General features: G+C 65.9%; 20 protein-coding genes. 10 read left to right on the top strand and 10 right to left on the bottom strand.

The window, feature by feature from the left end; translation table 11 throughout:
- Positions 1 to 112 precede the first annotated feature (112 nt).
- Both AC4ELH_RS12070 and AC4ELH_RS12065 read right to left on the bottom strand, forming a co-directional pair.
- Positions 113 to 1,126, bottom strand: coding sequence for a magnesium transporter CorA family protein (locus tag AC4ELH_RS12070; RefSeq protein WP_064878658.1), 1,014 nt, complete (start codon positions 1,124 to 1,126; stop codon positions 113 to 115).
- Positions 1,127 to 1,188: 62 nt separating this feature from the next.
- Positions 1,189 to 1,857 carry a TetR/AcrR family transcriptional regulator gene (locus AC4ELH_RS12065; protein WP_064878556.1) on the bottom strand — a complete coding sequence of 223 codons (669 nt, stop codon included), beginning with the start codon at positions 1,855 to 1,857 and terminating at the stop codon, positions 1,189 to 1,191.
- Between the two features lie 123 nt (positions 1,858 to 1,980).
- Between AC4ELH_RS12065 and AC4ELH_RS12060 the strand changes: the two genes are divergently transcribed.
- Both AC4ELH_RS12060 and AC4ELH_RS12055 read left to right on the top strand, forming a co-directional pair.
- A complete protein-coding gene (locus AC4ELH_RS12060) occupies positions 1,981 to 3,294 on the top strand; it encodes a cytochrome P450 (RefSeq protein ID WP_448444293.1) in 1,314 nt (437 codons plus the stop codon).
- 55 nt (positions 3,295 to 3,349) lie between these two features.
- A complete protein-coding gene (locus AC4ELH_RS12055; RefSeq protein ID WP_064878552.1) occupies positions 3,350 to 3,964 on the top strand; it encodes a DUF3159 domain-containing protein in 615 nt (204 codons plus the stop codon).
- Between the two features lie 13 nt (positions 3,965 to 3,977).
- On the opposite strand, the gene AC4ELH_RS12050 is transcribed toward AC4ELH_RS12055, so the two are convergent.
- Together AC4ELH_RS12050 and AC4ELH_RS12045 are read right to left on the bottom strand one after the other, a co-directional pair.
- The gene (locus AC4ELH_RS12050; protein ID WP_498884601.1) at positions 3,978 to 4,835 is read right to left on the bottom strand and encodes a 3-hydroxyacyl-CoA dehydrogenase; all 858 of its coding nucleotides are present in this window, start codon (positions 4,833 to 4,835) and stop codon (positions 3,978 to 3,980) included.
- Positions 4,832 to 5,503 carry a TetR/AcrR family transcriptional regulator gene (locus AC4ELH_RS12045; RefSeq protein ID WP_498884599.1) on the bottom strand — a complete coding sequence of 224 codons (672 nt, stop codon included), beginning with the start codon at positions 5,501 to 5,503 and terminating at the stop codon, positions 4,832 to 4,834. Before AC4ELH_RS12045 ends, AC4ELH_RS12050 begins: the two co-directional genes overlap by 4 nt.
- Before the next feature lie 186 nt (positions 5,504 to 5,689).
- Between AC4ELH_RS12045 and AC4ELH_RS12040 the strand changes: the two genes are divergently transcribed.
- Genes AC4ELH_RS12040 through AC4ELH_RS12030 form a run of 3 tightly spaced genes read left to right on the top strand, consistent with a single transcriptional unit; the run spans position 5,690 to position 8,347 of the window.
- Complete coding sequence (locus tag AC4ELH_RS12040) at positions 5,690 to 6,553, top strand: ABC transporter permease (protein WP_448444285.1); 864 nt, start codon at positions 5,690 to 5,692, stop codon at positions 6,551 to 6,553.
- A complete protein-coding gene (locus AC4ELH_RS12035; RefSeq protein ID WP_064878546.1) occupies positions 6,550 to 7,578 on the top strand; it encodes a taurine ABC transporter substrate-binding protein in 1,029 nt (342 codons plus the stop codon). The genes AC4ELH_RS12040 and AC4ELH_RS12035 overlap by 4 nt, the downstream gene beginning before the upstream one ends.
- Entirely contained in the window at positions 7,562 to 8,347 is a 786-nt protein-coding gene (locus AC4ELH_RS12030; RefSeq protein ID WP_498884596.1) for an ABC transporter ATP-binding protein, read from the top strand. Before AC4ELH_RS12035 ends, AC4ELH_RS12030 begins: the two co-directional genes overlap by 17 nt.
- Positions 8,348 to 8,442: 95 nt before the next feature.
- Here the strand turns inward: AC4ELH_RS12030 and AC4ELH_RS12025 are convergent, their stop codons facing one another.
- The 3 genes from AC4ELH_RS12025 to AC4ELH_RS12015 are packed head-to-tail and all read right to left on the bottom strand — an operon-like array spanning position 8,443 to position 10,960.
- Positions 8,443 to 9,423 (bottom strand): zinc-binding alcohol dehydrogenase family protein, encoded by a 981-nt coding sequence (locus AC4ELH_RS12025; protein ID WP_463791596.1) that lies wholly within the window; start codon positions 9,421 to 9,423, stop codon positions 8,443 to 8,445.
- Positions 9,420 to 10,097, bottom strand: a complete 678-nt coding sequence (locus AC4ELH_RS12020; protein ID WP_498884594.1) for a haloacid dehalogenase type II — start codon at positions 10,095 to 10,097, stop codon at positions 9,420 to 9,422. The genes AC4ELH_RS12025 and AC4ELH_RS12020 overlap by 4 nt, the downstream gene beginning before the upstream one ends.
- The gene (locus AC4ELH_RS12015; protein WP_448444275.1) at positions 10,097 to 10,960 is read right to left on the bottom strand and encodes an alpha/beta fold hydrolase; all 864 of its coding nucleotides are present in this window, start codon (positions 10,958 to 10,960) and stop codon (positions 10,097 to 10,099) included. The genes AC4ELH_RS12020 and AC4ELH_RS12015 overlap by 1 nt, the downstream gene beginning before the upstream one ends.
- An 85-nt stretch (positions 10,961 to 11,045) precedes the next feature.
- On the opposite strand from AC4ELH_RS12015, the gene AC4ELH_RS12010 reads away from it, so the two are divergent.
- Complete coding sequence (locus AC4ELH_RS12010) at positions 11,046 to 11,573, top strand: CGNR zinc finger domain-containing protein (protein ID WP_463806981.1); 528 nt, start codon at positions 11,046 to 11,048, stop codon at positions 11,571 to 11,573.
- Here the strand turns inward: AC4ELH_RS12010 and AC4ELH_RS12005 are convergent, their stop codons facing one another.
- The gene (locus tag AC4ELH_RS12005; RefSeq protein ID WP_088305440.1) at positions 11,574 to 11,684 is read right to left on the bottom strand and encodes a hypothetical protein; all 111 of its coding nucleotides are present in this window, start codon (positions 11,682 to 11,684) and stop codon (positions 11,574 to 11,576) included.
- Positions 11,685 to 11,811: 127 nt separating this feature from the next.
- Between AC4ELH_RS12005 and AC4ELH_RS12000 the strand changes: the two genes are divergently transcribed.
- Positions 11,812 to 12,489: a TetR/AcrR family transcriptional regulator gene (locus AC4ELH_RS12000; protein WP_064878534.1), complete on the top strand. Its 678-nt coding sequence runs from the start codon at positions 11,812 to 11,814 to the stop codon at positions 12,487 to 12,489.
- 3 nt (positions 12,490 to 12,492) lie between these two features.
- Positions 12,493 to 13,266, top strand: coding sequence for an SDR family oxidoreductase (locus tag AC4ELH_RS11995; RefSeq protein ID WP_064878532.1), 774 nt, complete (start codon positions 12,493 to 12,495; stop codon positions 13,264 to 13,266).
- On the opposite strand, the gene AC4ELH_RS11990 is transcribed toward AC4ELH_RS11995, so the two are convergent.
- Positions 13,259 to 13,639, bottom strand: a complete 381-nt coding sequence (locus AC4ELH_RS11990; RefSeq protein ID WP_448444270.1) for a DoxX family protein — start codon at positions 13,637 to 13,639, stop codon at positions 13,259 to 13,261. The genes AC4ELH_RS11995 and AC4ELH_RS11990 overlap by 8 nt on opposite strands.
- Positions 13,640 to 13,738: 99 nt before the next feature.
- On the opposite strand from AC4ELH_RS11990, the gene AC4ELH_RS11985 reads away from it, so the two are divergent.
- Positions 13,739 to 14,635, top strand: a complete 897-nt coding sequence (locus tag AC4ELH_RS11985) for a sigma-70 family RNA polymerase sigma factor (RefSeq protein ID WP_064878528.1) — start codon at positions 13,739 to 13,741, stop codon at positions 14,633 to 14,635.
- A 9-nt stretch (positions 14,636 to 14,644) separates the two neighbouring features.
- A complete protein-coding gene (locus AC4ELH_RS11980; RefSeq protein WP_064878526.1) occupies positions 14,645 to 16,363 on the top strand; it encodes an acyl-CoA dehydrogenase in 1,719 nt (572 codons plus the stop codon).
- On the opposite strand, the gene AC4ELH_RS11975 is transcribed toward AC4ELH_RS11980, so the two are convergent.
- Positions 16,360 to 17,451, bottom strand: coding sequence for an alcohol dehydrogenase catalytic domain-containing protein (locus tag AC4ELH_RS11975; protein ID WP_448444267.1), 1,092 nt, complete (start codon positions 17,449 to 17,451; stop codon positions 16,360 to 16,362). The two genes, AC4ELH_RS11980 and AC4ELH_RS11975, sit on opposite strands and share 4 nt — an antisense overlap.
- Between the last annotated feature and the right edge of the window lie 22 nt (positions 17,452 to 17,473).

Here is a 17,473-nt window from a genome sequence, read left to right as displayed (position 1 = left end):
CGCTCCGTTCTATGTGTCCAGGCCTCTTCGTTCAGCCTGGAAGAGTGTCGCACTTGTGTTCAGATAACGCGCATGCCCCTTTTGGGGGATGTGACTGCTGGCCCTGGTGCGGCTACAGCCAGTCACGACGTTTGAACATCACATACAACAGGATGACCAGCACAACAATCAAAATGGAGCTGGCGACGAACCCCACGGCGGTGTTGATCCCGGGATACAGGACGTTCTGGCCGTAGAAGCCCGTGATGGCCGTCGGCACCGCGATGATGGCAGCCCAGCCGCTGAGTTTCTTCATCACGGTGTTGAGCCGCGCGTCCTGCAGGGACAGGTTGGTCTCGAACACCGTGGTGACCATGTCGCGTAGCGATTCGGTCCATTCCGAGGCCCGCAGCACGTGGTCGTAGAGGTCGGCATAAAGCGGATCGAGCGCGGGTTCTGTTGACGAGTCCAACCGCCGGTGCTGGATGGTGCTGACCACCTCACGCATGGGCAGCACCACCCGGCGCAGGTCGACCAGGTCCTTGCGCAGCTGGAACGTGCGTCGCTGGAGGCCGCGTCGTGGACCGCCGTCGGCGAACAACTCGTCCTCGAGCCCTTCGATGGCATCGTCGAGCGCTTCGACGGCCTCGAAGTGTCCGTCGACGACGACGTCGAGCAGCGCATGGACCAGTGACCCGACGCCGTACCGCTGTCCACCGAGGTCGTCGAAGCGCCGCGACACCTCGCTGATGTCGAACTCGGTGGACTCACCGTTGAAGCTGGGCAGACGCACGGTGATCAGACCTCGGGGCAGGACGAATGCCGAGATGCGATGTTTGATCAACAGCGATGTGTCGGGTGTCGTGTCCGGCTCCGGCTCCCGGGTGTCGACGGCGTACACCGTGAAGAACGTATGTGTTTGGTACACAGAGGTTTTCGTGCGTTCCTTGGGCGCGACGGCATCCTCGACCGCCCACATGTTGAGCCCGAGCTCGGTGGCCAGTTCACGGAGTGCCTCGTGATCGGGGTCGTAGATGTCAGCCCAGACGAGCGTGTCCTCGTCGGCCAGACAGTCCGAGATATCCGTGAACTTGAAGGCGTCCACCGACTGTCCGGACCGCCACACCCGTCCCTGCACCTGTCTCACGATGAACCAGTCAAGCACCGCGGGATCGTTGTAGCGGTCATTCGCCCCAGTCGGTTGGTCGGTCAGTCGGTTCCGATGGCCACCATCGGAAGTAGGTACCTGCGCACGTACTCGCGGGTGTCGTCCAGGCTGGTCAGTTTGATGCTGGTGTGCGGGGTGACGATGAACGACAACGTGAGTCGGGTGTGCAGCTCGGCCACGGTGCGGATGTGACGTTCCTGCTCCGGGGTGGTTTCGCTGGTCCCGTACACATCGGTGCGTAGCTGCGCAGCCGAGTAATCCGTCGCGAAATCGATGATGGCTCCGGCGTCGATGGTGAGACTGGGCAGGATCGTCTCGGGTTCGGTCCGGAGCAGCTTTTTGAGCAGGGCGTGGTCCCGTAGGAAGGTCACCGTGAAGACGGTTTCGTAGACCATGCGGTCTTCGAGAGTGTCCGCGTGGGCACGAGCCTGTGCACTGCCGTCGAGGTAGCGCCGTGCCTCGGACAGCACCACCGCGTCGATCAGCACGTCCTTGGTGGGGAAGCGGCGGTAGAGCGTCGCCCGCCCGACCCCGCTGCGACGCGCGACATCTTCCATGGTGGTGCGCCGAATGCCGACCAACTCGGCCTGTTCCAGTGTCGCGCTCAAGATGCGCCCGGTGATTTCGTCGGGGTCTCGTACGCGGGCCAGGACCGCGGGATCCGGTTCGGCGAGTCGCCGCACGAAGTCCGCTGTTCGAGTTGATGTCACCGAACTACTCCTTGCCCGCGTCGATCGATCGTCGTAGCCTAGCCATCGAGACGGGTGAGACGATGAGCGTCTAAATGTCTCGCAAGTCTCATTCTAGGGTTCCGGCCGAGCGAGGGGCGCGTTATGGACATCAAGCTGTGGACGAGATGGTTCGCACTGCACGCAGTGCCGAAGGCGTTCATGTCGGTGCAAGGGCGGGCGGGCAATCCGATGGGCGCGCTGATCTCCAGCCACGGCAAGGGCATCGACCCCTATCCGTTGATGGAACAGATCCGCCGACGTGGTCCGTTGGTGAAGACCCCGTTCGTCTGGGTCACCGCCGACCACGGGGTCTCCCGGGAGGTGCTGCGGGACAAGAGGTTCGGCGTTACCGCACCCACCGGGATGGGGATGCCGAAACCGGTTCAGCAGCTGCTGGACCGGACCGATCCCAAGGTGGCGAATCCGGTCGAGCCGCCCGCGATGGTCATCGTCGACCCGCCCGCGCACACGCAGTACCGGCAGCTGGTCGCGCAGAGTTTCACTCCGCGCGCGATCGACAAGCTCGACGCCAGGGTGGCGCACGTGACTGCCGAACTCATCGACCGGCTGGCGGGTACGCCCCGTCTCGATCTGATCGCGGACTTCGCCGCCGTCCTCCCGGTTGCCATGATCGCCGAGATCCTCGGGCTGTCCGGCGAATCCCGCGCGCAACTGCTCGAGTGGGGTCACGATGGGGCGCCGCTGCTCGACGTCGGGATCCCGTGGCGGACCTACCGTAGGGGTATCGACGGCATGCGCGGTCTCGGCGCATTCCTCGCCGAGCACTTCGACAAGGTCCGTGCCGGCGCCGCCGAGGACAACCCGTTCACCAAGATGGCCGCCGACCACACGCTGACAGACCACGAACTCGCGGCCAACGCAGCACTTCTCATCGGCGCGGGCTTCGAAACCACGGTCAACCTCATCGGCAACGGGATCGTGCTGTTGCAGCAGCACCCCGATCAGCTCGCCCTGCTGCTCGACAATCCGGACCTGTGGCCGGCTGCGGTGGAAGAGATCCTGCGTATCGAGAGCCCGGTGCAGATGACCGCGCGCACCGCACAGTGCGACGTGGAGATCGAGGGTCGACGCGTTCGTGCCGGGGACATGGTCGCGGTGCTGCTCGGCGGCGCCAATCGCGATCCGCGGGTGTTCGCCGAACCGGAGCGTTTTGACGTGACCCGCTCCAACGCCCGCGAGCATCTGGCATTCGCTTCGGGTATCCACGCCTGCCTTGGGGCGGCCCTGGCCCGCATCGAGGGGTCGACCGCGCTGCGCGCACTGTTCGAGGCCTATCCGGACCTGCGCCTGACCGAGGCCCCGCGCCCGCGGGGTCTGGTCAATCTGCACGGATATGTGAAGCTGCCCGCCCTGCTGGGGTCCAGGCGCACCGAGCCGGCCAGTCTGGTCTGCTGAGCTCGGTACTCTCGATGTGGACCTGCCCGATCTTGAACGCGAGGCCCACACCCCCATGACGGATTCCCCACTCGACGGACTGATGGCGCGCGTCGGCGGTGTCAGCGGCATGGTCTACTCGGCGCTCCCGGTGACCGTGTACGCGACGGTCTCGGCGCTGTCGGGACGGGTGCCTGCGATCATCTCCGCGCTGGTGACGGCGGCCCTCGTATTCGGTTGGCAGTTGATGCGGCGCGAATCGATCAGGCCCGCACTGTGGGGATTCGTCGGGGTGGCGGCCTGCGGGCTGCTGGCCCTGGTAACCGGCCAGGCCAAGGACTTCTACCTCCCGGGTATCTGGATGTCGTTGGCATCGGCCATCGTGATGACCGGCTCGATCCTGGTCAGGCGTCCCCTCGTCGGGGTGATCTGGGCCTGGGCCACCGGTCGCGACAGCAGCTGGCGCAGGGTCCCCGGGGTGCGGCTGGTCTTCAACATCGTCACCGCAATCCTGGCGACAGTGTCCTGGTCGCGATTCCTGGTGCAGAACTACCTCTACGACACGGGGCAGGACGGACTGCTGGCAGTGGCGCGGCTGGCAATGGGCTGGCCGTTGTTCGTGGTCACCACGACGCTGGTCCTGCTCAGCGCCCGGTACGCCATCCGGGCGCTGCCGCGTTCGGCATCCTGACCGGAGCCGCTCCTCAGCTGTACTTGTAGAAGCCCTCGCCGGTGGCCAGGCCCAACTTGCCTTTGTCGATGTAGTTCTCTTTGAGCCACGCGGCGAGCTTCTGAGCTTCGGCGTCTCCGTTGGCCATGATGTTGTACGGCGTTGTGAGGCCGATGATGTCGTAGATCTGGAACGGTCCGACGGGTGCGCCGGTGGCGATCCGCCAGGTGTCGTCCACGGCGCTGGGGTCGGCGTAGCCGCCGGCCGCGAGCTCGGCAGCCGCATTGAGGAACGGCACCAGAAGTGAGTTGAGGACGTAGCCGGCCTTCTCCTTGTGCAGTTCGATGGGCACCATCCCGATGGCCTTGGCGAAGTCGACCACTGCGGCGAATACCGCCGGGTCGGTGTCGGTGGTCCCCATGATCTCGGCGGTGTTGAACTGCCACACGCGATTTGCGAAGTGCAGGGCCAGAAACTTGTCGGGGCGGCCGGTGGAGTCCTTGAGATCGCTGGGCAGCAGCGTGGAGGAGTTGGTGACGAAAATGGTCTTGGCCGGGGCGAGTTCCCCGAGCTTCTGGTAGGTGTCCCGCTTCAGATCGAGGATCTCCGGGATCGCCTCGATGACCAGATCGGCGTCGGCCACCGCGTCCTTCAGATCGGAGGTCAGCGTGAGCCGGCCCAACGCTTCCTGGGCCTTGCCGTCACGCGCGTCGGGTACCTCGTTGGCGTAGGTTTCGGCCAGCTTCGCGAACCGGTCCTTGGCCGCTTCGAGGACCTTGTCGTCGATGTCGTAGGCCGTGACGGTGAAGCCTTTGAACGCGGATTGGAACGCGATCTGGGAACCGAGCACTCCGGTCCCGAGCACGGTCACCTTCTTGATGGAGTTCGTCATGAAGCCTCTCCTTCTCGTGGTGTTTTGGTTGTCAGGAACCCCAACACGATCTGGTTGATCTGCTGGAGCAGTTCGTGGGCGCCGTCAGCACCCCACTTCACGCCGGTCGACGGTTGGACCACCAGGAGATGCAGTGCAGCGAAGACGCTTCTGGCGGCGCGGTCGGCGTCGGCCCGCAACTCGTTGTCGGTGGCCGGATCGGCCGGGTGACAGCGCATCAGGCGCGCGGCGATCGCATCCTCGAGCCGCATGACGTGGTCGAGGCCCTCGGCACGGAAACGCTCGGTGGGGGAGCCGAACAGCAGTTCGCGCTGGTAGGCCGTTGCATTTCCGGGTTGCCGTGCGGCCTCGGTGATCACGGGTGCCACCATCGCGAACACGGCAGCGCTCGGATCGTCGATGTCGGCCGCGTTGCGCATGCCGGTCTCGATGGCCTGCCGGAACTGGTCGTTGTAGACCATCAGCAGCAGCTCGGCTTTCGACGACGCGTAGCGGAACAGGGTGCCTGCCGCGACGTCGGCGCCCTCGGCGATCTGGGCCACCGTGACGGGCTCGAATCCGTGCGCCTCGAACAGTGAACGTGCGGCAGCGAAGATCCGCTGCTGCTTGTCCTGCATGTTGCGCGTCCGTCGGCCGGTCATCATCACCTCGCTAATGAGTGCGCTCATTAATGAACGTACTCACTAATCGTGGGTGATGTCAACCGGCGTGAATAAACTCAGCCCGATTTCAGACCTTCACCGCACCGGTGCTCGCCGGTACCAATACCCAGGTGAACGGATCACTGCCCGGTTGCTGTCGTCGCTGAAGCCCATCGCCACCCCACTACCTTCAGCAACAGAAAGCTGTCCACAGTGTCTGTGTTCGTCGACATCGTTCCCCCCGAGGCCGAAGCCGGTCCACCGCGCGCGGTCAGGCCGTCAAACCGATGGCGCACCCTGCTGACCACGTCCGCGCTGCCACTGCTGTCGGTGGTCCTGTTCTTCGTGGTGTGGCAGGTGGTGGCCTGGGCAGGCATCTGGAACCAGACGTTCGTGCCTTACCCGTCGGCGGTCTGGCGGGCCTTCGTCGACGTCTCGACCACTCATGACGGCGCACGCGGCTATGCGGGGTACCTGCTCTACGAGCACCTGTACATGACGCTGCGCCGGGTACTGGCCGGCGTGGTGATCGGCGTGGTGGCCGGCGTTCTCCTGGGCCTGCTGATGGGTTCGGTCGGATGGCTGCGCAGCGTGCTCGAACCGTGGCTGACCTTCCTGCGGGCGCTGCCGCCGTTGGCGTACTTCTTCCTGCTGGTGATCTGGCTCGGGATCGACGAGGCGCCCAAGATCACGCTTCTCGCTCTGGCCGCACTACCGCCGGCCGCCGTGGCCACCACGGCCGCCGTGGTCGCTGCCCCCGTCGGTCTGCAGGAAGCTGCGCGGGCGTTGGGCGCCACCCGGGCACAGGTCATCCGCGACGTCGTGGTGCCCTCGGCGCTGCCGGAGACCTTCACCGGGATCCGGTTGGCCGTGGGGATGGCGTACTCGTCGGTGGTGGCCGCCGAACTGTTCAACGGCATCCCCGGCATCGGTGGATTGGTCAAGGACGCAAGCAATTACAACAACACACCGGTCGTACTGGTCGGGATCTTCGCCATCGGGATCTCGGGCTTGGTGATCGACGGAGGTCTGCGGGCTGTCGAACGACGGGCCGTTCCATGGAGAGGGAAGATATGAGATTGACGAAGCTGCTCACAGTGCTGGCTGCCGCGACGGTGGCCCTGGCCGGTTGCGCGGTGGACCACTCCGGGGAGAAGTCCGACAAACCCACCATTCGTGTTGGATACCAGTCCTTTCCGAGCGGCGATCTGATCGTCAAGAACAACAAGTGGCTCGAAGAGGCCCTGCCCGACTACAACATCAAGTGGACGAAGTTCGACTCCGGGGCCGACGTGAACACCGCATTCATCGCCAAGGAACTGGACTTCGGTGCCCTGGGCTCGAGCCCGGTCGCCCGCGGTTTGTCGGCGCCGCTGAACATTCCGTACAAGGTGGCGTTCGTGCTCGACGTCGCCGGCGACAACGAGGCGCTGGTGGCTCGTGACGGCGCCGGCGTCAACTCGATCGCCGACCTGCGGGGCAAGCGTGTCGCCACGCCGTTCGCGTCCACCGCGCACTACAGCCTGCTGGCAGCGCTGGCGCAGAACGGCTTGTCGCCCAACGATGTCCAGCTGATCGACCTGCAGCCGCAGGCCATCCTGGCGGCCTGGGACCGGGGCGACATCGCCGCGGCGTACAGCTGGCTGCCCACACTGGACCAGCTGCGCAAGACCGGCAAGGATCTGATCACCAGCCGGCAGCTGGCCAAGGACGGCAAGCCGACGCTGGACCTTGCCGCCGTGTCCGACGAGTTCTCCACCGCCCACCCTGAGGTGGTCGACATCTGGCGTCGGCAGCAGGCCCGCGCGCTGAACGTCATCAAGGACGATCCGCAGGCTGCGGCCAAGGCGATCGCCGCCGAGGTCGGTCTGAGCCCCGAAGATGTTGCCGGACAGCTCAAGCAGGGCGTCTACCTGACGCCGGCCGAGGTGGCATCTCCCGAGTGGCTGGGTACCGATGGCGCACCGGGCAACATCGCCGCCAACCTGCAGAGCGCATCGCAGTTCCTGGCCGATCAGAAGCAGATCCCCGAGGCCGCTTCGCTGCAGGTCTTCAAGGACGCCATCTACACGAAAGGCTTGCCGGATGTCCTCAAGCAGTGACGCATCGGGCGGCCTGAAGATCAAGAACGTCGCCCATCGGTACAGGCGCGGCTCGGACGAGGTGACCGCGCTCGGACCGGTGGATCTCGATGTCGATCCCGGTTCGTTCCTGGTGCTGGTCGGGGCGTCTGGGTGCGGCAAGAGCACGTTGCTGCGGCTGATCGCCGGTTTCGAGACCCCCTCCGAAGGGGAGGTCGAGGTCTCCGGCTCCCGCCCCACGCCCGGTGTCACCTCGGGTGTGGTGTTCCAGCAGCCGCGGCTGTTTCCGTGGCGCACGGTGGGCGGCAACGTGGATCTGGCGCTCAAGTACGCCGGCGTGCCGCGTGAGCGACGGACCGAACGGCGCGAGGAACTGCTGGAGCGGGTAGGTCTGGAAGGCACTGCCAAGCGCAAGATCTGGGAGATCAGCGGCGGTCAGCAGCAGCGTGTCGCGATCGCGCGAGCGCTGGCCGCCGAGACCCCGCTGTTCCTGTTGGACGAGCCGTTCGCGGCCCTGGACGCGCTGACCCGTGAGCGCTTGCAGGAGGATGTCCGTCAGGTCAGTGCCGAGTCCGGCCGCACCACGGTGTTCGTGACGCACAGTGCCGATGAGGCGGCGTTCCTGGGTTCGCGGATCGTGGTGCTGACGCGTCGACCGGGCAAGATCGCGTTGGATCTGCCGGTGGACTTGCCGCGCACCGGCGTTGATGCGCACGAACTGCGACGCTCACCCGAATACCTCAAGTTGCGTACCGACGTGAGCGAGGCAGTCAAACTCGCTGCCGCATAGGTCGTTTCATCTCGAAAATGACGCGATGGTCGTAAACTTTCGCGGTCAACGACCCTGGCGTCACTTTCGGCGGAGCCGCTACCAACACGCCGCGGTCAGACGACCACCACCATCTTCCCGCCGGCGGCACCTGACTCCATCACTTCGTGTGCTTCGCGGATCTGATCGAACGTGAACACCCGCGACGGCGCGGCGTCCAGCACGCCGTCGGCGACCTGGCGGGCGATGTCGCTCAACGGCACGTCGGACAGCGGGAACCCAGGTGAACCGAACACGAAGCTGCCGAAGAACGTCAGATTGACGCCACTGGCCATCTGCAACAGCGGGTTGAAATCGGGGATCGGGTCGAGCCCGCCCAGCCACCCCGCCAGGCATGCGGTCCCGCCCCGGCGCAACATGTCCAGGGAGTCGAGGATGGTGCTGTTGCCGACCAGGTCCAGTACTGCGTCCACGGTGCCGGATTCGGCGATGTGCGCGCTCAGATCGGGCACCTCCTGTTCGGCGCGAGTAACACCGAGACTTTCCAGCAGTGCGAATCGTTGGGGACTGCGGGTGGTCGCGATGACGCGCGCCCCCGCGTTGACCGCGAGCTTGACCGCGGCTTGGCCGAACGACGAGGTGGCGCCGCGGATCACCACGGTCTGGCCGGGCTGCAGGTCGATGTTGCGGAACAGGCAGGTCCACGCCGTCGCATAGGTCTCAGGCAGGGCTGCCAGTTGGTCCCACGGCAAGTCGGCGTCGATCAGTGCGACGTTATCGGCCCGGACGCGGGTGTACTCGGCGTAGCTGCCGTTGATGGTGCGGCCCAGTCCACCCATGAGTGCAGCAATTTTGGCGCCCACAGGGAATTCGCCGCCGGGACACGAGTCGACGATGCCGACGCATTCGATGCCGCTGACCTCCGCGGCCTCGGCCCATTCACCTCGGCGCATGTGCATCTCGGCGTGATTGATGCCGAAGGCCTTGATCTGGATGACCACCTCGCCGGCTTTGGGCTCGGGTTTGGGGATGTCGGTGTAGACGAGGTGGTCGAGCCCGCCGAAGCCGTCGAGAACGATGGCGCGCATGGTGCTCATGATTGTTCCTCCAGAATGTGGCTGAGTTGTACGAGGTCTGTTGCGACGACGGTGGGTTGGGGCACGTTCGGTGCTCGCAGCACACCGTTACCGGGACGGGTGATGAGTGCTCCGCTGAATCCGGCGGCCTGGGCGCCCAGGGTGTCCCACATGTGGGCGGCCACCATCATGCAGTCCGAGGGCGCCACCCCCAGACGTTCGGCGACGCCGGTGTACAGCACCGGCGACGGCTTGAAAGCGCGATGCTCGTCGACGCTGAACTGGTGCTCGAAGTAACTGCCCAAGCCCGCCCGTTCCAGCGGCGTCGGCCCGTCTCGATGTGGTGAGTTGGTAAGTGTGACAAGGCGAAAACCGTTTGCCAGAAGCCGCTGCAAGCCTGTTGCGACGTCGGTGTGTGCCGGCATGGCGCGCATGCCGTCGGCGAGGGCGGTCAGATCGTCCGCGGTGAGATCCACGTGGCGGACATCGGCGGTCATCCGCAGCGCAGCCTGACCGAGCGTGAAGAAATCGGTGTACCGCCCGGACAGTGTGATGGCCATGGAGTACATCACCAGCTGGTTGAACCATTCGCGAAGGACCTGAGGGTCGCCGAACATTCGCTCGAAATACGGTTGCAGGGAATCGATGTCGATGAGCGTCTCGTTGACGTCGAACACCAGCACCCCGGGCCGCATCAGGCGACCCGGCGTTGCAGGAATCCGTCGATCAGGCCCGCGACTTCGTCGACATGGGTTTCCAGCAGGAAGTGCCCGCCGGCGAGCAGATGGATCTCGGCGTCGACCGCGTCCTTGGCGAAGGCGCGCGCCCCGTCGGGCCCGAAGATCGGGTCGCCCTCGCCCCACACGGCAAGCACGGGAACCTCACTGCTGCGTAGGTACTCGTGCAGCGCGGGATACAACGGGGCGTTGGTGGCGTAGTCCCGGAACAGCTTGAGCTGCACCAGATCGTTGTCGGGCCGCGACACCATCGCGGCGTCGTGCACCCAGGTGTCGGGGTTGACCAGGCTTTCGTCCGAAACCCCGGTCAGGTACTGCCATTTGATGCCGTCGATGCTCAACGCGGTCCGCACCCCGGCCTCGGTTTCGGGGGTCTGCTCGCGCTGGTAGGCCCACACCCCGGACCAGAAGCTCTCGACGAAACCTTCGTCGTAGCCGTTGCCGTTCTGGCTGACGATCGCGGTGATGGCTTCCGGGTGCCGCAGGGCCAGTCGCCAGCCGATCGGTGCGCCGTAGTCCTGGACGTAGATCGCGTAGCGGGACACCCCGAGTTGGTTGAGCAGGCCGTCGGTGAGGTCGGCCAGGGCGTCGAAGGTGTAGTCGAAGTCGGTGACCGCGGGCGCATCGGAGTGGCCGTAGCCCAGGTGGTCGGGGGCGATGACGTGGTAACGCTCGGCCAACCGTGGGATCAGGTCACGGAACATGTACGAACTCGTCGGGAAACCGTGCAGCAGCACGATCGTCGGTGCGTCGGGTGCTCCGGCCTCGCGGTAGAACAGCCGCTGCCCGTCGACGGTGGCGTAGCGATGGTGAACGGTCATGTCTAACTCCTTTAACTAGTTTTAGTGGTTAGTGACATCTAACGCCCGACGGCATAACCTGTCAATAGCTATTTGGGGGTTAGATATGAAGCTCATGGAGGTAGGCCTGACGGACGAGTCGCTGCTGCTCGATCTCCTCAACACCACGCCGGTGGTGGAGGGAATGCAATACGACGTGCTGAAGAGAAATGCCGCCGTGAGGGTCTGGCTGCGTGAGCATCAGGCGGCCGAAGCCGAACTGGCAGAACTGGCCGTAGCGCGGAATCTGCTTCAGGACGTGGTGCGCGGAACCGAGTCGCCGGATGCGCTGACGCCGTACCTGAATGCCGCGGTTCTACGAGCGCACGCGACGGAGAACGGCGTGACCTGGGAACTGGATGTCGACGAGGAAATGCGGGGCGCCGTGCGGGCGGTCCTGGCCTGGGATGCGCTGCGGACCGCGCGTCCGGGGCGGCTGCGCGCGTGCGCGAACCCGGACTGTCGGCTCTTCCTGATGGATCGGAGCAAGCCCAACGCAAAACGCTGGTGCTCGATGACTACCTGCGGAAACCGCATGAAGGCGCGCCGATACCACCGGCGCGCAAGGATTGCGAAGACTGACGAACAGCCCTGATTACACCGGGGGATAGGCCGGCGGCGGGTAAACGCCACGCAAGCCCCAGGCCAGCCACGGGAAGAAGAAGTCGCTCTCGTCGCTGACGTCGTAGTCAGGATTCGGATCCATTCCCGCAGTCTAGACGCAGTACGCGAGGTCGGAACAGGGCCGGGAACGGAAATTGCCTACACTCTTCAACCATCTAGTTGATTGATTTCCCGGGCAAGGTCCCGGCGATGCTGATAGTGAGTGTGCTATGTCATCCGACGCAGAGGGCGGCCGGGGCCGCGGGGGCGCGACTGCCAACGGGACATCCCGCCGCGATGAACTGCTGACCGTTGCGGCGAAACTGTTCGCCGCTCGCGGGTATCACGGCACCCGGATGGACGATGTCGCCGAGGCCGTCGGGCTGAACAAGGCCACGGTCTATCACTACTACTCGAGTAAGTCCCTCATCCTCTACGACATCTACAAGGGCACTGCGGACTTCACCGTCGAGGCGCTCCACGATGACCCGACCGCCTCGGCGCGGGAGACCATCTACAACTTCACCCGGCGGCTGATGGTCGGCATCGCCAACGACCTGGAGCGCGCAGCGGTGTACTTCCAGGAGGGCCCGTATATCGCGGAGTGGTTCACCGAGGAGCAGGTGGCCTACATCCGGCGCGCCGAGACCCAGGTCTACGAGCATGTCCGCGACGTGATCGACCGCGGTATCGCCAGCGGCGAGTTCTACGACTGTGACTCGCACGTGTTGGCACTGGGCTACATCGGCATGACGCTCGGTTCCTACCGATGGCTGCGACCCCACGGCCGACGGAGTGCCCAGGAGATCGCCGTCGAGTTCAGCACGGCGCTGCTGCGCGGGCTGATCCGCGACGAGGGAATCCGCAACGAATCGCCATTGGGCGTCGAGATCGAGGAAAAGGCCTAGAACATGACCGATCTGTTCCGACTGGACGGCAAGGTCGCCGTCGTCACCGGAGGCGGCCGGGGCATCGGCCTGATGATGGCCCGTGGCCTGCTGCAGGCAGGCGCTTCGGTGTACATCTCAAGTCGCAAGGAAGCCGAGCTCAACGCGGCCGTAGACGCGCTGTCCCCGCTCGGCCGGATCTCGGCGGTGCCCGCTGATCTCGGCACCGCCGAAGGGGTCGCCGCACTCACCGCGGCCGTCACCGGACGCGAGGACGCCATCCACGCACTGTTCAACAACGCGGGCGCGGCCTGGGGTGCACCCTACGAGGAGTTCCCGGAGTCGGGATTCGACAAGGTCTACGACGTCAACGTCAAAGGCGTCTTCCTGCTGACCCGCGCGCTCACCCCGTTGCTGAATGCCGCTGCCACCGAAGATGATCCGGCCCGCGTGATCAACACCGGCAGCATCGACGGCATCGTCGCCCCGGGCAAGGGCCGCGACAACTTCTCCTACAGCGCCAGCAAGGCCGCCGTGCACATGCTGACCCGGCACCTCGCCGGTGAACTGGCCCCGAAGATCCTTGTCAACGCGATCGCCCCGGGTCTGTTCGAATCCCGGATGACCAAGGAGATGCTGCGGGCCGGCTCGGAAGAGGTAGGCGCCGTCCTTCCCTTGGGCCGGATCGGACAGCCCGACGACATCGCCGGCATCTCGGTGTTCTTGGCCAGCCGGGCCAGCGCCTACATCACCGGCGCGGTCATCCCGGTCGACGGCGGCGTGAGCACCATCAGGTGATGGGCAGGGTGAACCAGCCCCAGGCCAAGAAGGCGAACACGCCGAGATAGACGATGTCGCCGGCCATGTACAGCCACTCGCTACGACGGAACCTGGTCGTGGCTGCCCCGGCCATGAACAGCGCCAGGCCGCAAGCGGCCACCGGGGTCAGCACCGGTGCGATGTTCAACGCCGCGGGCAGCACCAGGCCGATCGCGCCGACCAGCTTGATGGTCCCGATCACCTTCAGGTGACCGTCACCGAACTCGTCGACCCAGTGCTGGGTGCTGCCCATCGACCGGTACCTCTCCCGCGACATCAGCAGCATCGTGGTCCCGCCTGCGGCGTAGGCCGCCGCGGCGATGATGGTGATGATCCAAAGGGTGGTGTGCATTCCTCGCTCCGTTTCGTGGTTACGTCTGGGCTTCGTAGTTACGTCGGGCACTGCTGACTCGTCACTCTTATGACGGGTCGGCGCGAGGAGAGGTAACTGATGACGCCTGAGGCATCTTTGGCGGAGGCATTCGAAGGGCAGCGGCCCCGACTGCTCGCGGTGGCCCAGCGCGTCCTGGGCTCCCGGGCAGACGCCGAGGACGCCGTGCAGGAAGCATGGCTGCGGCTGTCTCGTCAGGACGCGGCCTCGATCGAGAACGTCGCGGGTTGGCTGACAACGGTGGTGGGCCGCATCTGCATCGACATGTTGCGGTCGCGCACCAGCCGCGGCGAGGTGACGCCCACCGCCGACATTCCCGAATTCGCCGTCACCGAGGACTTGGACACCCGGGAGGACTCCCCGGAGGACGCCGCGGTGCTCGCCGACTCGGTGGGGCTGGCGATGCTCGTCGTGCTGGGGTCGCTGCGTCCGGACGAGCGCCTCGCGTTCGTCCTGCATGACATGTTCGCCGTGCCCTTCGCGGAGATCGCGCAGATCCTGGAGAAGTCGAGCGACGCCGTCAAGATGCTGGCCAGCCGTGCGCGCCGGAAGGTGCAGGACGTGCCGGCGCCCACCGGCGGCCGCCGACGGAAGCAGGAGCAGCGCGCGGTCGTCGACGCCTTCCTGGCCGCCGCGCGTGACGGAGACTTCGATGCCCTGCTTCGCGTGCTGGATCCCGACGTCAGTTGGCAGCGGTACACGGCCACCGGCGTGACCGTCGGGACCGGATCGGACGCGATCGTCGCCGCGGTGCGGCGCGGCCAGGGCACCCGCGTCCTGGCCCGGCGCGTATCGGTCAACGGCGAGCCGGGGATCCTGGCGTGGGGGCCGACCGGTCGTCCGCTCAGCGTGATGGCCTGCGTCGTCGACGGGGGTCGACTGGTGGGGATCGTGTCGATCATCGACCCGGGACGGCTGGCTCGGATGTCACTGCCCGAGCCGCCGTCCGGCGATTAACCTGGCCGCATGAAGTCGACCATCCTCTCGCGGCGCGACCTGGACTTCCTGCTCTACGAGTGGTTGGACGTCGAAAAGCTCACCAAGTTGGACCGGTTCTCCGAGCACTCACGCGAAACGTTCGACGGCGTATTGGATCTGTGCGAGCAACTCGCGACCCGCTACTTCGCGCCGCACAACAAGCTCAGCGATGCGAACGAGCCGACGTTCGACGGGCAGACGGTCACGCTGATCCCCGAGGTGAAAGAGGCCTGGGACGCGTTCGCGGCGGCCGACCTGATCGCCATGGGTTTCGACGATGAGCTCGGCGGTGCGCAACTGCCGGTCACCGTCGCGCAGGCCGCATTCGCCTGGATCGCCGCGGCCAACGTGTCGACATCGGGCTATCTGATGCTCACCATCGCCAACGCGAACCTGCTGGCCCGTTTCGGCTCGGCCGAGCAGATCGAGCGGTTCGTCAAACCCATGCTGGCCGGCCGGTTCTCGGGCACGATGGCGCTGTCGGAGACCCAGGCCGGATCGTCGCTGGCCGACATCACCACGCGCGCCGAACCTCAGCCCGACGGCAGCTATCGGGTGTTCGGGTCGAAGATGTGGATCTCCGGCGCCGAGCATGAGATGACCGAGAACATCGTCAACCTGGTGCTGGCCAAGATTCCCGGCGGGCCGGCCGGAACCAAGGGCATCTCACTGCTCATCGTGCCCAAGTACCTGGACGACGGAAGCCGCAACGGGGTCGCCATCTCCGGGCTGAACCACAAGATGGGGCAGCGCGGTATCACCAACACGGTGCTCAACTTCGACGGTGCGGTCGGCTATCTCGTCGGCGAACCGCACCGCGGGATCGTCTACATGTTCCACATGATGAACGAGGCCCGCCTCGGCGTCGGGATGGGCGCCGTCGCACTCGGGTACACCGGCTACCTGAAGTCGCTGGAGTACGCGCGCGAGCGTCCCCAGGGCAGGCCCCTGGGGATCAAGGATCCGTCGACCCCGCAGGTGCCCATCATCGAACATGCTGACGTCAAGCGAATGCTGTTGGCGCAGAAGGCTTATGTCGAGGGTGGCCTGGCTCTGGCGCTCTATTGCGCCAAACTCGTAGACAGGGATGCCGCCGGGGACAGTTCTGTCCTCGACATCCTCACCCCGATCGCCAAGAGTTGGCCGTCGCAGTGGTGCGTGGAGGCCAACAATCTGGCGATCCAGGTGCACGGCGGCTACGGCTACACCCGCGAATACGACGTCGAGCAGCACTACCGCGACAATCGGCTGAACCCGATCCACGAGGGCACCCACGGCATCCAGAGCCTGGATCTTTTGGGGCGCAAGGTGACCCAGAACGGCGGGACGGGTCTCGCGGCATTAGGAGAGCGGATCGCAGCGACGGTCGCGGCCGCTTCGGATGCGGCGCCCGAACTGGCCGCACAGCTCGACGCGGCCTGGCAGCGGTTGGTCGCCGTCACCGCTGCCATGTTCGCCTCGGGTGATATCGAAGCCGCGATGGGCAACAGCGCGGTATACCTGGAAGCCTTCGGGCACATCGTCGTCGCCTGGATCTGGCTGGAGCAGTTCCTGGCCGCCGAAGGCCGGACCGGGGATTTCTATGACGGTAAGCGTCAGGCCGCCCGGTACTTCTTCCGTTACGAACTGCCCAGGACCGCACCGCAATTGGATCTGCTGGAGAGCCTGGACCGCACCACGCTCGAGATGCGTGACAACTGGTTCTAGTCGAACTCGATGATCTGCCGCACAGCTCGCCCGTCGGCGAGGGCGTCCATCCCGGTGTTGATCTCATCGAGGGTGATGGTGTCGGACACCAGGGATTCGACCGGTAGCCGACCGGCCCGCCAGAGTTCGACGAAGCGCGGGATGTCGCGTGCCGGCACCGCCGAGCCCAGGTAGCTGCCGATCAGCGACCGGCCTTCGGCGACGAAACCCAACGGCGACACCGAGATCCGGGCGTCCGGGCGGGGTAGGCCGACGGTGATCGTGCGCCCGCCCGCGCCGGTCAGCGCGATCGAGGTTTCCAACGCCGCGGGATGACCGGCAGCTTCGATCACGATGTCGGCCTTGAGGTCGGCGGCCTGCTCGGGGGTATAGGTCTCGTGCACGCCGAGTTCACGGGCCCGGGCCAGTTTGTCGGGCAGCTGATCCACACCGATGACGCGGACGTCGTCGTGGGCCAGCGCGGTCACGGCCGCAGCCATGCCGACACCGCCCAGTCCGACGACCGCCACGGTCTGGCCCGGCCGCGGCGTGCCCACGTTGAGTACCGCGCCACCCCCGGTCAGGACCGCGCAGCCCAACAACGACGCGACCACAGCCGGGACATCCGAGGGCACCGGCACCACCGAGCGACGGTCCACGACGGCGTAGGTGGCGAAGCCGGACACCCCGAGGTGATGGAACACCGGTCGGCCGTCGCGGGTCAGCCGGATGTCGCCGTTCATCAACGTGCCGGCACCGTTGGCGGCCGATCCCGGTCCGCAGGGGGTCAGGCCGTCGGTGGCGCACGCGGGGCAGTCTCCGCAGCGCGGCAGAAAGGTCATCACCACCCGCTGGCCCACCGGCAGATCGGTGTCACCGGCCTCGACTATCCCGGCTGCTTCGTGGCCCAGCAGCATCGGGACCGGTCGTACCCGGTTGCCGTCCACGACCGACAGATCGGAGTGACACAAACCCGCGGCCTCGATACGGACCAGAAGTTCACCCGGGCCGGGCTCGGCGAGTTCGAGGTCGCTCACCCGGATCGGTCGGGACTCGGCGTACGGGCGGTTGAGGCCGATGTGCTCGAGGACGGCGCCGCGGATCTTCATGACCTCCAGCCTGTCAGACTGC

It is taken from the genome of Mycobacterium shunyiense, from assembly GCF_058270075.1.
The sequence above is the reverse complement of the archived record's forward strand: the minus strand, read 5'-3'. Positions and strand labels throughout refer to the sequence as shown.